Below are 14,528 nucleotides of genomic sequence, written 5' to 3'. Positions count from 1 at the left end.
GATTTTGTAATAAGCATTGCGCCCTATTCGGTTACAATCATTATAACAAAATAGACCATATAAAGCCATAAATACTGCAAGCTATCACATTGTAATACAAATCACTTCGTTCTTGTATTACAATGTGGCTTGAAAAGGGGGAAGTTTCACTTTCCCCTTTTATCCCCTTTGGATTGTGTCGATTTGCTTTACGCAAACGCCACCTACCCATTTTATAAAAATAAAATGGGCAAAAGATCTTTCTTTTTGTCATACAAAAAGAAGAAAAAAGAGACGAATTTCGCCTTCCGAAATCGTCCCTCTTTTTTCTAAAACCATGGATGAACGAACCAAAAATCTCTCGAATTTTGGTTGTTCATCCACTAAAAATATAAGACCAGTAGCGAAATGACTCGCTACTGGTCTTACAAGTCAAAAACATTGTATCGTCCTTGTACGATACAACAAAAAAAGTAGTCGTCTTTTGACAACTACCAAATTCCAACCCGCTATTCGTTATCCAAAATCAATTTGATCGAGCATGGTTTCACGACTGGCTTGATCTAACCCGAGATAAGTGAGGGTCATAGCTTCACTGGAATGGTTCAATAAATGCATGACTAAACCAATATTATAATTCGATTGCGTATAGACCCGATAAGCGCCTGTTTTTCGCATGGTGTGCGTCCCTAGATAGTTAATACTTAAAAGATCACCAACTCGTGCCATAATCTTATAAAACTGTTTCTCCGTGATATGACGGTCAGGACGAGCAGTTGAAGGAAATAGCCACTCAGAATTCATATTTTGTTGGACCAACCAATCATGATACATCAATAAATCTTGTTGGACAGGTTTTAAATACAAAGTATTCGCTTTACCTGTCTTTTGATCATGAATGAAAGCAGTCTGTTTTACTGTTCCGTCAGGATTGAATACGTCTGATTTCTTTAGCTTCATGACGTCACTCACACGTAACAAAGTCGCTTTTCCAACTTGGAAGATCGTGTAATTTCTGCGACCTGCACGGAAACTATCGAGCAAGGTGTCTTGAACCATTTTTAAAACATTTGAATCTTTTATGGGAAGAACAATTTGTTGCGCCATGATTCATATATACCTTTCTGAAATTAAATAATTAAATAAATAATTAATTAAATAATTAAATTGTTTATTTATTGATGACCAGGACCGTATTTCTAAACTTCTTTTATGGTTTATTATATCACTTAACAAAAAAACAGCCCCCATTATCTAACCACTAGATAATGAGGGTTATTTTAATGGTATTTTTGAGGGGTTATTATCTAATTATAGACCCTAAACAAACATCTTTTGTAAAAAGCCTTTTTTCTGTTCTTTCAACAAATCTAACTTACGTTGATGAAGAGCGATAGTGTCGTCGAGTTGTTTGAAGAAAGTTCCGATTTTTTGTTGTTCTTTTATACTATTTGGTACTACAACCGATAGTGCTTTTAACGATCTTTGGCTAACACCTTTAGCTGTGCCTCCACTTGACAAAGCCGATAAGCTATTAAAAACTATAGGAGATTTCAATAATATAGCTAAAAAATCATTGGTCATCATCTTCTCTTTAGCTTCAAAGGCTATAGTTCTTTGACTTAAAATATAGCCTTTATCATCAGGTACTTGTGCCACATTTCCCATTGGAGCCTCAGTTGTGAATAAAACGTGTCCTTTTTTTAACTCTTTCCCAGCCATCCATTTGTTATATAATTCCTCATCGCCATAATGAGCATCAGCTAAGGGATCAATATATCCGTTTTTTACATTCAAAGCTGATAAAGCTAGATAACCAGATGTACTCCAATTCATGCCTAATTTTTTTGGAGTTCTACCTCTAAAATCTATTGTAGATGATATATTATCAAAAAACTTACGCTGTTCCCAATCGTCAGCAAACCCCGCAAATCGCAATTCTGGAACTTTGGCACCATTTTTAGGGAACATTTTTTGTAAGTATCCTTTTTTCTGTTCTTTCAACAAATCTAACTTACGTTGATGAAGAGTGATAGTGTCATCTAAATGTTTGAAGAATGAACCGATTTTTTGTTGTTCTTCAATCTTAGGTAGTTCTAGATTTAGATTAGAAACTGCAGGATAGTTAACATATATTTGCGTTCCCCCCTGAACAATTCGTTTAACTTTTTCTCTAAAAGGACCATTAAGTGTGGTATATGCAAAATTAGAATCAAAGTTTTCTTTCGGTGAAATAATTTCAGTTCGTTGATTGATAACATATTCGTTATCTTTTTCTACCAGTAAAGTTCTTCCAATAATTGTTCCATTAGCAGTTTTATCATTTAGCACCATAGTGAGCTCTCCAGAATTAACAACTCGTCCATCTGTAATTTCATTTGATATTGCGCGAATATTTTGATCAACGTATTGGCTATTTAATCCATAGCTACCAATTGAAATAACTTTGTATACACCATCTTTGTCAAAATACTTTTCAATAGCTGTTCCGCCTCTGTGATTAGCTACGTCAGATAACTTACGCTCTTCCCAATCGTAAGTGAACCCTTCAAACCTCAATTGCGGTATGTTTTTACTCATCATCCTCACCTCTCAAAAGAAGACGCATTGATTCAATAAGAGCTGCATTCTCTTTTGTTTCCGCAAACTCGTCAATCATGGCTAACAGTTCTTTTTCTTGATGAACTATTTCCTTATTAATATTGATGATGTCCGTATTGACTTTTACTAGGTCAACCTCTGGTTCTTCCTCGAACGTATCGACATAACGAGGAATATTTAAGTTGAAATCATTCTCTTTAATTTCATCAAAACTGGCTACATGGGCATATTTTTCCATATCTTCTCTTTTTTTGTAAGTCGATACAATTTTATCAATGTGCGTATCCAATAAAATATTTTGATTTTTTTGTTTTTCAAACTCTTGGGAAGCATCGATGAACAACACATCACGAGTAGAACGATTTTTCTTAAGTATAATAACGGTTGTTGGAATACTTGTTCCAAAGAATATATTAGCCGGTAAGCCAATCACTGCCTCAATCGCCCCCATTTCTAAGAGAGACTGACGAATCGTTCCTTCCGCAGCTCCTCTAAATAGCACACCATGAGGTAATACGATTCCCATTGTTCCAGAGTCCTTCAAATGATAAAATCCGTGCAACAAGAAAGCGAAATCAGCTTTTGACTTAGGAGCTAATTTCCCAAAACGTTCAAAACGTGGATCTGATAAAAACTTATCTGCGGCTGACCATTTTGCCGAATAAGGAGGATTCATCACCACAGAATCAAATTGATAAGGTTCTTCTGTCGGCCAATCGGCATCTAAGGTGTCACCGTTATGAAGATTCATTCGCTCTTTATCAACGCCATGAAGAATTAAATTCATACGTGCTAAGTTGAATGTAGTCGTATTTAATTCTTGACCGTGATAATGAACTTGTTTCGGATTTATCAAGTGTTGACGGATATTTAACATCAATGAACCCGACCCCATTGTTGGATCATAAATATGGAATGGTGCGCGTGATTCTTGACCAATAGACGTGATTTCTGACATGATTTTTGAAACAGCTTGAGGTGTATAAAATTCGCCTGCTTTTTTACCAGCTCCTGCCGCAAATTGTCCTATTAAATACTCGTAAGCATCCCCAATGACATCGCCATCATGTCCAAACAAATCAACTTCATCTAGAGCGCGTAGTACCTCTGTAATAGTCACGTTTCGTTGTTGGGCATTAGACCCTAATTTAGTCGAGTTTAAATCGATGTCCGCAAATAATCCGCTAAATTCTTCCCCTTGACGCTCTAATTCATTAAAACCTGCTTGTAAGTCAGTCAAATTAAATTCATATTGATCCGCTTTTAAGCGGTAGCTATAAAATAATTGTTCTGGTTGAATAAAGTAACCTTGTTTAGGTTGAATATTAGCTATTAGATCAGCTTTATCTTCTTCATACCACTCTATAAAGCTGTCGTATTGAACGGATCGTTCTGGAAATATTTCTGTCTTTCCATTTTCTTGTTCATAGACTTCTCTAAGCTGCGCATCCGATAAGAACTTATAGAAAATCAATCCTAATAAATAATTTTTATACTCACTGGCATCCATCTTGCCACGTAAGATATCTGCGGAAGCCCATAGCTGTTGTTTTAAATCGGTCGACATTATAATTCCTCTTTCCATTTTTGAATGTATTCAAACTGTTGTTTTAATCGTTCTTCTAGCACTTTTGTTCGTCTTCGGTACTTTTCACCGGTTTTCGTTTCAAAATCCTCTTTACTGATGCTCATGGAATCAAGTAAGTGTGTTAAATAAGGAATGGTTGCTTGCTCTTTCTGATATTCATTCATGGCAGACTGTAAAAACTCTAACGATAAGCCAAATTCGTCAGACTCCTGTTGGAGTCTTTTTTGGATTTCCTTTTGAATAGAAGTTTCTTTTAATTGTGTGATATCAATGTCTTCTGCTGTTTTTACTAAGTGATCTTTTAATTCATGATACATTTGTTGAATCATTGGGTCTTTTTGTTGGATTTCTTTTTCAAATTTTTCGACCGCTCCTTTTTCATTATCCTGAATCGCTTTTAGAAGTTGATTGATATAGAAACTGTCTACAATATCTTTATGTGTCGCGTTTAATTGAGACGAAAACGTAATCTCTTGTAAGAGATTATCAAAGTCATCGTCCATTTCGGCTTCTTCTTCGATGATTTCTTTTATTTGCACTTTGACGTTTTCTGTTTTTCCTTGGTATTGTGGTAATTGATTCACAACATATGAAAACTCTTCAGCTTCCTCTTCGTATTGATCATAGCTTCGAAGCGCTTTATAACTTTTTTCTAATTTTTGATAAGCACTCACTTGTGCAATCATAGTTTTAAGATCATTAGGATTCTCAGATAAATCTAAATCGGCTTGAGCATACAGACTAGACAAGTCTCGAAATTCTTTTTTGACCTCTTCATATTCTCTTGGAATAAGTTGATCAAAGTCTTGATGTTCATTTGAAAATAAGCGAAACGTTCGTTGAACATTCTCTTTCATCGTGAATGGCTTTCGGAAAGTCACAATCGTTCCTGACTCTTTACCTGTATAGATACGATTGGTTCTAGAGAAGGCCTGAAGTAGTTTCTGGTAATTTAATTCTCTGTCCACATATAAAGTTTGAATGGTTGGAGAATCAAACCCTGTTAACAAACGATCAACAACAATCACAAAATCTAACCATTGGCCATCTGTTTGATACTGCTTCTCTTTACGTGCTAAGCGTTTATTAATATTTTGATTGTAGAGTTTCTCATCTTGATAAGGAGACACATCAAATTGATGGGCATAGTCTTCCATAATGGCAACTAATTCATCGTCTTGTTTATTTTTTTCCAATTGATCAGGATTAGTTGAGAAGGTAATCGCCACTCTTGGAAAATCCTTATCAATCAATTGATGACGTTTGTCAAAATTCTGTCCACTAAATAGACTCCCATCAGCCTTCATTTCTTTTAACAACTGATAAATACGTTTTGCTTGTTGAATGGAATGAGTCGTAAGGATAGCCGACATGGTGGGAAAGCCATTTTTTACGTTAAATTTTTTAACGATGCTTCGGCGATTAAATATTTTTTGTAACATTTTTCGGATATATTCATCTTTTTCGTATAATTCCCTAGGCAATAGTTTTTCTTGTTCGAATGGATCGTCTATCAACTCACCATTATTGACATTAACGACGACAGCTTCTTGATCCTCTTCTGATATCAAGGAATGATATTCTACTTGAAACCCTAAAACAGCCCCATCATCCATGGCATTTTTAGTTGTATAAGAATGAAGTAATGGGCCGTACTGTTGGCTCGTTGTTCGAGCAAAGGTGCCGTTTTCTTGCTTTTGATTTTCCTCAAAAATAGGCGTTCCTGTTAAGCCAAACCAAGTTGAATTAGGCAATATTTTTTTTATCTTCCGCATTTCCTCATCACTTACGGCACGATGTGCCTCATCTACAATAAATACAATATGTTCTTTTCTTAATTTTTCAAATTGATTGGACCCTTTTTCTTCACTTTCTCGTTTGGCACTCCGCATAGCTGCCGACAATTTTTGAATGGTGGTAACTAAAATTGTATTATTATTTTTTGATGACAAAAGTTTTTGCGTCAACTGTTTTTGATTTTTAATCCCTACGATTAAGGTATTACTAACAGTTTTTCCTGATGTTTGCCCAGTATGATACTCTGATGCAAATTTGGTAAACTCGTCTTGAGTTTGAGCATCTAAATCGGTACGATCCACCACCATGACCGTACGATCAACCCCGATAGAATTTTGTGCTAATAACTTGGTCGCAACAAAACTAGTAATAGTCTTACCTGAACCAGTTGCGTGCCAGATAAATCCACCTTCATGTTGAGCCGCTTTTTCACGGATTTTACGAATAGCATGGATTTGATACGGTCTTAAAGCCATTAGAAACTTTTGGTTTTTTTGATCATCCACTAGTATGGTGTATTGGCTAATCAATTCATGGGCATTGGGAATACGCAAGACTGTTCGGGTAAAATCAAATAAATCGGGAACGGTTTGATTATCTTCTGTTCGCCAATTAAATAAGAATTTTTTCATCCGCTTATAAGCTTCCGGTGTATCTTCAATTGGTCTAGCAAAATATCGCGTGTCTACTTTGTTTGAAATCACCATAATTTGAGTGGTGGCATAAATCCCTTTAAAAAAGCCGTCTTCCGCATAACGTTGGATTTGATGATAAGCTTGCATGAAGCCATCTTTCGCAGACTCTTTTTTTAGTTCAATGTGAATGATAGGAAGGCCGTTAATCAATAAACTCACATCGCCACGATCAATTCTATTGGTATCAGGAACAACTTGATGGACCACTTCATAAGAAGATGTTCCTCCTGAAATATCTTTATTTCGAAAGGCTTCTAAGGTTATTCCTTGACCATCTTCCCGTTCTAACGAGATTTGAGCGACACCATTTTCACCTCTCAACCATTGGGACGCTAAAAATGGTGTACCAGTTAAACGTGAAAACTCTACTTTCACTTGGTTAAATTCTTTATCTGTTAATAATTTATCTTCTAATAAGGATAAGTTAATTCTGTTTAAATGACCTCTAAAATTTTGCCATAAAGCGTCTTCTGATTTAAGATCTGGTCGATAAGTCCATTGATTTTCTTTTTCACTTAAGATTTGAATAAATTGATTTTCAATCATTTGTTCAGAATGCCCCACTGTATCTCCCTCATTTCCATAGTTGCCACCATTTTTTAGATAGTGGTTTAATTTCTTCTTGTTCCTGTGTTTCCAACTTTTGTTCTTCTAACTCATTTAATTGTTTTTTAAGCTTTTCGACTTCTTCTTTTAGTATTTCTTCTTTCTCTTGTTTCATATCATCTTCCGGCGCTTTAAGAGATTTCAGCTCATTTATCTCAGCTTTATATTCTTCCAGTAGCTTTTTATCTTGTAAGGCTAGACGTTGTTGTTGATCTAATAGATTTTGATTTTTTTCAATAATTTGTTGTAGCAACTGAATCTGTACATCTTTTTGTTCAATCTGTTTGATAAAAAAAGTTGTCCGCCCGCTGTCCGATACTTGTCCGTCTTCTGTCCGGATTTTTTCTTTGTCTTCTCCGAATAATTCGCTAGCGTTGTCTTCAATGCTTTTTGTAGTTGTCCGTTCACTGTCCACCCTTTGTCCATTCGCTGTCCGATTGATGTTTTCTTTTATATATCGGACACCTTCAGCATTAATCATTTTTATTTTGTTTGAGTTAATATATATATATTGATGTACATCAGTGTTTTCTTGCTTATCTATAAATCTATAAATCTTTTGCCGACTTATGTTCAATTCTTTAGCTAACTGACTAATTGTTAAGCTCTCACTCATAATTAAATTTCCTGCCTTTTAACGATTGGTAGATACTGTTCAATTGACTTTTTAAGGTACTTTCCAATATTTACTTTGGAATAAGGTAATTGTTTATCCTGAACGTATGAAAGATGTTTTTTAACTCCATCTATACCCCTTAATTCTTTGAGTTCATCGTACTTAGGATATACATTTTTTTGTAAAGCTGCCATGATTGCTATATCTGTCATGTCATATGGTGCTAAAAGGAAATGCTCCAAAAGTAGCTTTGTATATTTACTTTTTATAGCTTCAATCGCTAGCTTATCCTCTCTATCTTCTCTTTGAGACATAGCTTCTTTGTAAGTTGTATCTTCTATTTTATAGCTGTTATCCTTAGTCATATGTCTTTTCGTGATGTGAAAGATAATCGAATCAATACTTCGCCCTTTTTTTATTTTTTCGTAGGTTACCTTAAAATGTGTATGGGAATTGATTTCATCTAGCGGTTTTTTTATTATCCATGATTCAAAATTATCAAAACGTGGATATTCATCGACAGTATCAGTTAACATTCTTAAATCTTTAACCGTAATCGAAGGATTACGATAACCTTCTACTTGTTCAGTTCTTCTTCCACCTTTTCCCGTGTAGTGCTCGTACTGGTTATAAAACATACACAACCATTTATATAAAATAATGCTATATTTACTATTTAATTCCATGATGTCACTAATAGCGTATTGGGTAAAATTCTGTTTTAAATCAATTAAATAAGGCATAATATCTTGATTAAATCGTATCATGACTTCGTCATTGTAGTTGTTCCATTTAACGGTTGGAATCGGCACTATACTTATCATTTCATAACCTTCATTTTTTACTTCTTTTATTTGAAAAAAAGCTTGTTTTTGCATCTTTTCAATGGCTTCTTTAAAGCGACTATGTTTATCATTGTCTGATACTTTAAAGAACGTGAAAAGCTCTTTTTTTGATAAAAAAATCGTATTATCTTTAGGTGGATTATCTGTATCAATACAAGACACAGCTAATTCAAAAATTTTTAGAGGAGTTTTATCCATTTTTGCGACACTAGAAATTAAATCATTATGTTCTACTACTTTACGCTTGTTGAGTTCATTCAAAGTTAACATCGAATTCTTATTTGTTTCGTTATTTTTACTTATACTAGACATATAAAAACGCTCCTTTGCGTATTTAAGTTAATCCTAGAAAAACAACAACTATATCTGTTTCTCTAAGATTTTATTATAACACAAAGCCCCTAGGTTTATTTATTTTTTCTAGGTATATACACCGTTTTTTCTAGGTATATACACCGTTTTTTCTAGGTATATACACCGTTTTTTCTAGGTGTTTAAATAAAAGGATACTTGTTATTACTGACTTTCTTATCACACAAAAGAATAAAAGATTAAAATATATAAGATAAATATATATAGGCTTCACCTTTTTTAACCTATTGATAAAATAGTAACACCTAACAACAAAATAATAATTCTAATTCAAATAAAAGTACTCGGCATCAATTTAAATCCAATCTTATAACGCTGTTAATCCTCTAATTTTTGTATCTGCTTGAACGCTCGTTGTTGAGTACTAATACTTATGCCTGTTTTTCGTTCAATCATTTTATAAGTTAGTCCACTTTGCTTTAAATCATATGCCAGTTGTAATTGTTCCTGAGTATATTTTTTTGGTCGTCCTTCTCTAAAATTGGGATCATGAGCTTTCGCATAGCGTTTGCCATCTTGGGTACGCTCTACAATTAAGGATCTTTCAAACTCAGAGAAGGCACTAAAAATCGTATAGATGAGCTGTCCAGTTGCAGTATTATCAATCAAACCAATGTTAAGCACGTGAATACTTACGTTTTGTTGAAATAGTTCTTGAATGAGTTCAAGGGCTTCTTTTGTGTTTCGTGCAAAGCGATCCAATTTAGTGACAATTAACGTATCACCTGACTCTAATCGTGCCAGTAACTCTTGAAATTCAGGTCGATTTTTAGTTGACCCAGTAATCTTTTCTTGAACAATCGTTTCTGCACCTGCATCCCTTAATTGTTTAATTTGATTATCTAATTTTTGTTCTAAAGTACTCACTCGTGCATAGCCATACTTCATAATTAACATATCTCCAATCTTGACTGTCCATTTTCATCGAACCATAAAGATTTCAATCTGATTAATGTTTTTTCTTGATACCCAGTGGATCTAGCTATTCGTTTTAAACTTAATCCGTCAAGCATATAGTCGTACGCTAGTGTTTCTTTACTGCTTAAGTCTTTTCTACTCTGATACTCTTTTTTTGTCATAGTATTCCCCCTCCATTTATAACCGTAAGTTATGACCTTTTATTATCCTTGATTTTATAATACCATCATAAACTAGTCAAAACTGTTAAGATATGACCAACGTATATAAGTCTTAGAAATAAGACAATAGAAGAAATGTTTACAAAAAAACCATGCAGAAATTCTGCATGGTTTTTTATTTGTTTATATTTAAAGACAGCATATCTTCATCGGTTGCAATACAATGTACTCCAGTCGTGTCTTGCCAGTATAGTAAGTTAACTGCTGAATTGTCTGTATTATCAATGTTTTGAAGTTTTTTCATTTCTTGAATAGCAGACCCAAAATCTTCAGTTATTTTGTTTTCAATCTCTAATATTGAAATATATTCTTCTCTAATACTTTCAATCGTTGGTTCGTTGGATTTTAACTTTGATAATTTACCTAAGGGATTCTTATTGTTTATGTTTTTTTCTGAGCTAGTCAATTTTTTTGATATACCTTTACTACGATTACGGAAATTCCCATAAATAAATAAAGTATGATCTAATATGTTTTGGAAATTTTCTGTTGACTGTTTAATGAATTCTGGATGTTCTTGAGTGTCCAAGCATAATCTTAAGTATTTAATTCGTAAAAGTAACAAACTAGAAAGAAGAGTGAAATAAGCATCGCTATTTTTATATTCAGAAGCAGTATTTTCATTAATACTATCAAGAATTTCATAACGAGTTTTTAACTTTCCAGCGTCTCTTTCGACTAAGGCTAAGCGAATAATCATATCTTGGGAAAAGTAGCCGATTGTTGAATGTTGATCATATAATTCTTCTACCACATCAATAGCAGAAGACAAATCAGCTATGCTTGTTATTTCTTGACGTAATAAAATGTGGTCTAGTTCTTTTTGGATCACATCTAATTTTTTATTAACCACTTTGAATTGTTCCATAATAACTAGAGTATTCATTGCTTGCATAGCAATAATAGGTGCTACTATTGGTAATGAAGCAGCTACGGGAATAAAACCAGATTGTCCAACGATACGACCACTCTCCATAACAGCTGATCCTACTCCACCACTAGAAAGTTTCATAAGAAGTTCCGGATTTGCTGTTGCCATAAATAATTTTGAAGAAAGATTTGTGGAAACAGCGGTAAGTCCGACCCCACTTGATATGACTAAATTAGACATGACTGTTGGAGAAATGCTCATTTGATTTTCCATATATCTTCCTGTTTTAAGATAATTTAGAGATAGCTTTTGAATCAACTGTTCTCTATCTTCTCCTTTTATTTCTAACAGTTGCATATTTTGTTGTTCTAAATCCGTTTCAGTCATATTTTCCTCCTGTATTCTTTTTTTGGTTGTTATAGATCTTCTGTTTTAATTTCGTAATAGCCCTCGTAATAATAACTCGCATCAATTCCTTTGAAAAATTGTTCTTTACCTAAATCTTTGGTTAATGCGTTTTGAATTAGATATTTTAATTCATTGGTGCTGACTGTACTACGGATCATAGCATTTAAATATTCATCCTTATCAATTTGATTCCAATCGACAATTTTGTGTAGTTTATTTTTAAGAATTAAATCCAACCAGATACGAGTGGCTCGTCCATTGCCTTCCCTAAAAGGATGCGCCACATTCATATCCGAATACTTATCAATAATTTCATCAAATGTTTCTTGAGGTAATTTATCAATATATTCAAGTGTTTGCGCTAAAAAAATACGTGGCGCAAACTGAAAATTCCCTTTCGCAATATTCACTTCTCGAATTTTTCCCGCAAAGTCGTAAATATCTTGAAATAAAAAATGATGAATATCCGATAAGCCTTGAAACGTCCCAATTTCAAGATCCTCTATTTTGCCAGACTCAAACAACTCTTTGGCTCTTGTTTTCGTTAAGAGTTCTTCTTGCTTAGCTAACTCTGCTGAATTGGTTAAGCCTAATTTATTATCTAAAACCACAGGATCCCCTCACTCTCTATTTTTTCGGAAAGATTCTTTTGAAAATTTTTGGACGTTGATCAAACCATGTTGAAGCGGTATACATTAATCGAAAACTGCCATAAATTCCAGCACCGATTAATCCAAATCCACCTAATCCAAGAATGACTGCCCCATAAGGATGTTTAGGCTGTATCTCCATCACTGTGTCATACAAAATATGCAAACCCCAACCATCCCAGATCCCTTTATAAATCCATCGTCCGATGAGAATACCGACAACTAAGAAACAGAACAGGCAGACAATGTTCGCAATCAGAATACCGTAACGTTCGACAATCTCACGTTTGCGATCTGCTTTTATCTGCTCTTTTTGTTCATTCAGTTCTTTTTTCAAAGCGAGTAATGCTTGTTTTTCAACTTGAATGTCTTTCAGTATGGTCGCTTTTAAGTTTTCTGCCTCTAAACGATGGAGTTGTTCTTGAATGGCAGACTCAATTTTTTGATTCGCAACAGCTTCTATTTTTTTTTGGTAGTCCCGAAAGTCTTTATTAACTTCTTGACGGACTAATCGGTCTAGTTCTGGAACGTTACTGAAATCAATTTTGCCATTTTTATAAGCATTTAATACTTGAACAACGAGTTGTTCATCTTTATTCATCGACTCATCCCCCAATCATGATCTTTTGTTGGTTTCTTTTCGGACTGCACGTCTCTATTCTCTTGTTTTTCTAGGCTTTTCTGTTGTTCTTGCTCGTAATTTTTCATGTCCTTTGAAAAGCGACGTTCAAAATCATCGAGGATTTTCTCTTTTGTTTGCTTTAATTTTCTTGTAATGCGTTGAGTAAGTTCTGGTACTCGTCCTGCAAGCTGTTTGATTGTGTCAATAAATCGATTAGTTGTTGATTCTCGTTTGAGAGCTTCTGATTTTCTTGGTTCAATTGCTTGTTCAAGGCTAACAATTTCTGATTCTCTTTGTTGAGTGTCTCGCTCAAGCGGAGTAATCGCTGGTTCTCGTTGTTCAACAGCTCTAAATTCGTTTTGTCTTGCTCGGTTTTCCAACTCATGTAAAATGGTCTCCCTTCCAAAATCAGAACCCAATCGGGTCTCTCGTGCTCGTCTTTGCTTATTATTGGCGTCTAAAAAGGCGTATGAGAACGTTTGGCCTCTTTCTGATAGAATTACACCATTATCGGATAAACGCTCTTTAAACGTCTCATATGAGCTCACAGAGACATCTTGAAGCGATTTATTGATTCTTTCTCTCAAATCATCCATGTAAGAATACTCATTTTTGGCGATTAGTTCTTTTTCTGTCTCTGTTTGGCGCTCTTTTGGTGGCTCTAAAATGTGCCAGTTTTCTCGAGAAGCGAGTCGATCATTCATTTCTCGTGCTCGTTGAACGCTTTCTCCTTTTTGTTCTCTTAATTTCTTTCCTGTCTCTAAATTGACCTTATTGACAATGATGTGGTTGTGTAAGACGTGATTTTTTCCGTCTAAATGCGTATACACAGCACTTTGATGATTAGGGTAGAGATTTTCTGCTAACTCAACGCCTAAATCGTTGGCTTTTTGCCAGTCCTTTTGTACTTTCGGATTCAGTTCATCTAAGGCGAAAGATTGGGTAATACGCAAGACTTGATTGGATTCTTTCGTTTGGTTATGAAGTTGTCGAATGACATCAAATTGTTCTTTGGCAATAAAGGGATCAATCCCGTTGGTTCCACCCACGGCAACTGCCCGACAATTTGTCAGTTCCACAGGACGTTCCAATTGATGGTCTTGTAGCCACTGTTCAGTTTTTTCATGCATGGGTCGGTCTTGACCTAAAGCATAATTAAGGGCGCTCGCTGCACTTGCGCCATTGCTTATTTTTGCAATTGTTGCCATAACTCTTTATACCCCTTTTGAGCTTGAGCGAGTACTCCGTATGTATAGCGTAAAGCCTCGATCAGCTCTTTATCTTGGTTGTCCATCCGATCGAATTGATTGAGTTTCTTGGCGATTTGATTTAAATTGGTTCCTTGTTTTGAGAGTTCTAATAATAAAGATTTCGCTTGGTCATGTTCGAGATAAGGTTTTTTTAAATGAGATTTTTGTGCTAATTTTTTCGCATAGAGATTCGGAGAGAGTCCATATGTTTCTCCTGAAATTTTCAGCTTATTGTATTGTTCTTCAGATAATCTAAATTGAATGTATTTTGTTTGATTTTGTGATACTTCTTTCTGATCCATAAATAGCCTCCTCAAAGATAAAATGCCCCAGCGCTCATTCCTCAATCGCCCTTTGTCATTGATTTTGTAATAAGCATTGCGCCCTATTCGGTTACAATCATTATAACAAAATAGACCATATAAAGCCATAAATACTGCAAGCTATCACATTGTAATACAAATCACTTCGTTCTTGTATTACAATGTG

13 protein-coding genes are annotated in these 14,528 nt (G+C 34.7%); all 13 read right to left on the bottom strand.

Translation table 11 applies throughout. From position 1 onward, the window contains the following. Nucleotides 1-495: 495 nt before the first annotated feature. Nucleotides 496-1,086 carry a site-specific integrase gene (locus ACODH8_RS14275; RefSeq protein WP_311865728.1) on the bottom strand — a complete coding sequence of 197 codons (591 nt, stop codon included), beginning with the start codon at nucleotides 1,084-1,086 and terminating at the stop codon, nucleotides 496-498. Nucleotides 1,087-1,299: 213 nt separating this feature from the next. Then, complete coding sequence (locus ACODH8_RS14270) at nucleotides 1,300-2,559, bottom strand: restriction endonuclease subunit S (RefSeq protein WP_420021139.1); 1,260 nt, start codon at nucleotides 2,557-2,559, stop codon at nucleotides 1,300-1,302. After that, the gene (locus ACODH8_RS14265; protein WP_311877523.1) at nucleotides 2,552-4,147 is read right to left on the bottom strand and encodes a type I restriction-modification system subunit M; all 1,596 of its coding nucleotides are present in this window, start codon (nucleotides 4,145-4,147) and stop codon (nucleotides 2,552-2,554) included. The genes ACODH8_RS14270 and ACODH8_RS14265 overlap by 8 nt, the downstream gene beginning before the upstream one ends. Beyond that, nucleotides 4,147-7,224, bottom strand: a complete 3,078-nt coding sequence (locus tag ACODH8_RS14260) for an HsdR family type I site-specific deoxyribonuclease (RefSeq protein WP_311877525.1) — start codon at nucleotides 7,222-7,224, stop codon at nucleotides 4,147-4,149. The genes ACODH8_RS14265 and ACODH8_RS14260 overlap by 1 nt, the downstream gene beginning before the upstream one ends. A 10-nt stretch (nucleotides 7,225-7,234) precedes the next feature. Continuing rightward, complete coding sequence (locus ACODH8_RS14255) at nucleotides 7,235-7,882, bottom strand: hypothetical protein (RefSeq protein ID WP_311877526.1); 648 nt, start codon at nucleotides 7,880-7,882, stop codon at nucleotides 7,235-7,237. Nucleotides 7,883-7,884: 2 nt separating this feature from the next. Next, nucleotides 7,885-9,039 (bottom strand): RepB family plasmid replication initiator protein, encoded by a 1,155-nt coding sequence (locus tag ACODH8_RS14250; protein ID WP_311877527.1) that lies wholly within the window; start codon nucleotides 9,037-9,039, stop codon nucleotides 7,885-7,887. A 378-nt stretch (nucleotides 9,040-9,417) separates the two neighbouring features. Then, complete coding sequence (locus ACODH8_RS14245) at nucleotides 9,418-9,987, bottom strand: recombinase family protein (RefSeq protein ID WP_311877528.1); 570 nt, start codon at nucleotides 9,985-9,987, stop codon at nucleotides 9,418-9,420. A 2-nt stretch (nucleotides 9,988-9,989) separates the two neighbouring features. Continuing rightward, nucleotides 9,990-10,178 (bottom strand): hypothetical protein, encoded by a 189-nt coding sequence (locus tag ACODH8_RS14240; protein WP_311877531.1) that lies wholly within the window; start codon nucleotides 10,176-10,178, stop codon nucleotides 9,990-9,992. A 175-nt stretch (nucleotides 10,179-10,353) separates the two neighbouring features. Further along, nucleotides 10,354-11,496 carry a hypothetical protein gene (locus ACODH8_RS14235; RefSeq protein WP_243991073.1) on the bottom strand — a complete coding sequence of 381 codons (1,143 nt, stop codon included), beginning with the start codon at nucleotides 11,494-11,496 and terminating at the stop codon, nucleotides 10,354-10,356. 29 nt (nucleotides 11,497-11,525) lie between these two features. After that, on the bottom strand, nucleotides 11,526-12,128 hold the full coding sequence (fic, locus tag ACODH8_RS14230; protein WP_420517797.1) for a protein adenylyltransferase Fic: 603 nt from the start codon (nucleotides 12,126-12,128) through the stop codon (nucleotides 11,526-11,528). A 16-nt stretch (nucleotides 12,129-12,144) separates the two neighbouring features. Next, entirely contained in the window at nucleotides 12,145-12,768 is a 624-nt protein-coding gene (locus tag ACODH8_RS14225) for a mobilization protein (RefSeq protein ID WP_331708919.1), read from the bottom strand. Next, complete coding sequence (locus tag ACODH8_RS14220; RefSeq protein ID WP_420517796.1) at nucleotides 12,765-13,997, bottom strand: relaxase/mobilization nuclease domain-containing protein; 1,233 nt, start codon at nucleotides 13,995-13,997, stop codon at nucleotides 12,765-12,767. Before ACODH8_RS14220 ends, ACODH8_RS14225 begins: the two co-directional genes overlap by 4 nt. Next, on the bottom strand, nucleotides 13,976-14,341 hold the full coding sequence (locus tag ACODH8_RS14215) for a plasmid mobilization protein (protein WP_003131442.1): 366 nt from the start codon (nucleotides 14,339-14,341) through the stop codon (nucleotides 13,976-13,978). Before ACODH8_RS14215 ends, ACODH8_RS14220 begins: the two co-directional genes overlap by 22 nt. Nucleotides 14,342-14,528: the final 187 nt, after the last annotated feature.

This window comes from Vagococcus fluvialis (assembly GCF_048815235.1).
Classification (GTDB): Bacteria; Bacillota; Bacilli; order Lactobacillales; family Vagococcaceae; genus Vagococcus.
Note: the sequence above shows the minus strand (reverse complement) of the source record. Positions and strands in the feature narration are given on the sequence as shown.

Bases quoted from the DNA above. Each gene is read 5' to 3' on its own strand.
- ACODH8_RS14270 (WP_420021139.1), bottom strand. From the start codon at position 2,559: ATGAGTAAAAACATACCGCAATTGAGGTTTGAAGGGTTCACTTACGAT.
- ACODH8_RS14235 (WP_243991073.1), bottom strand. From the start codon at position 11,496: ATGACTGAAACGGATTTAGAACAACAAAATATGCAACTGTTAGAAATA.
- ACODH8_RS14240 (WP_311877531.1), bottom strand. From the start codon at position 10,178: ATGACAAAAAAAGAGTATCAGAGTAGAAAAGACTTAAGCAGTAAAGAA.
- ACODH8_RS14245 (WP_311877528.1), bottom strand. From the start codon at position 9,987: ATGAAGTATGGCTATGCACGAGTGAGTACTTTAGAACAAAAATTAGAT.
- ACODH8_RS14250 (WP_311877527.1), bottom strand. From the start codon at position 9,039: ATGTCTAGTATAAGTAAAAATAACGAAACAAATAAGAATTCGATGTTA.
- ACODH8_RS14215 (WP_003131442.1), bottom strand. From the start codon at position 14,341: ATGGATCAGAAAGAAGTATCACAAAATCAAACAAAATACATTCAATTT.
- ACODH8_RS14225 (WP_331708919.1), bottom strand. From the start codon at position 12,768: ATGAATAAAGATGAACAACTCGTTGTTCAAGTATTAAATGCTTATAAA.
- ACODH8_RS14265 (WP_311877523.1), bottom strand. From the start codon at position 4,147: ATGTCGACCGATTTAAAACAACAGCTATGGGCTTCCGCAGATATCTTA.
- ACODH8_RS14255 (WP_311877526.1), bottom strand. From the start codon at position 7,882: ATGAGTGAGAGCTTAACAATTAGTCAGTTAGCTAAAGAATTGAACATA.
- ACODH8_RS14275 (WP_311865728.1), bottom strand. From the start codon at position 1,086: ATGGCGCAACAAATTGTTCTTCCCATAAAAGATTCAAATGTTTTAAAA.
- ACODH8_RS14220 (WP_420517796.1), bottom strand. From the start codon at position 13,997: ATGGCAACAATTGCAAAAATAAGCAATGGCGCAAGTGCAGCGAGCGCC.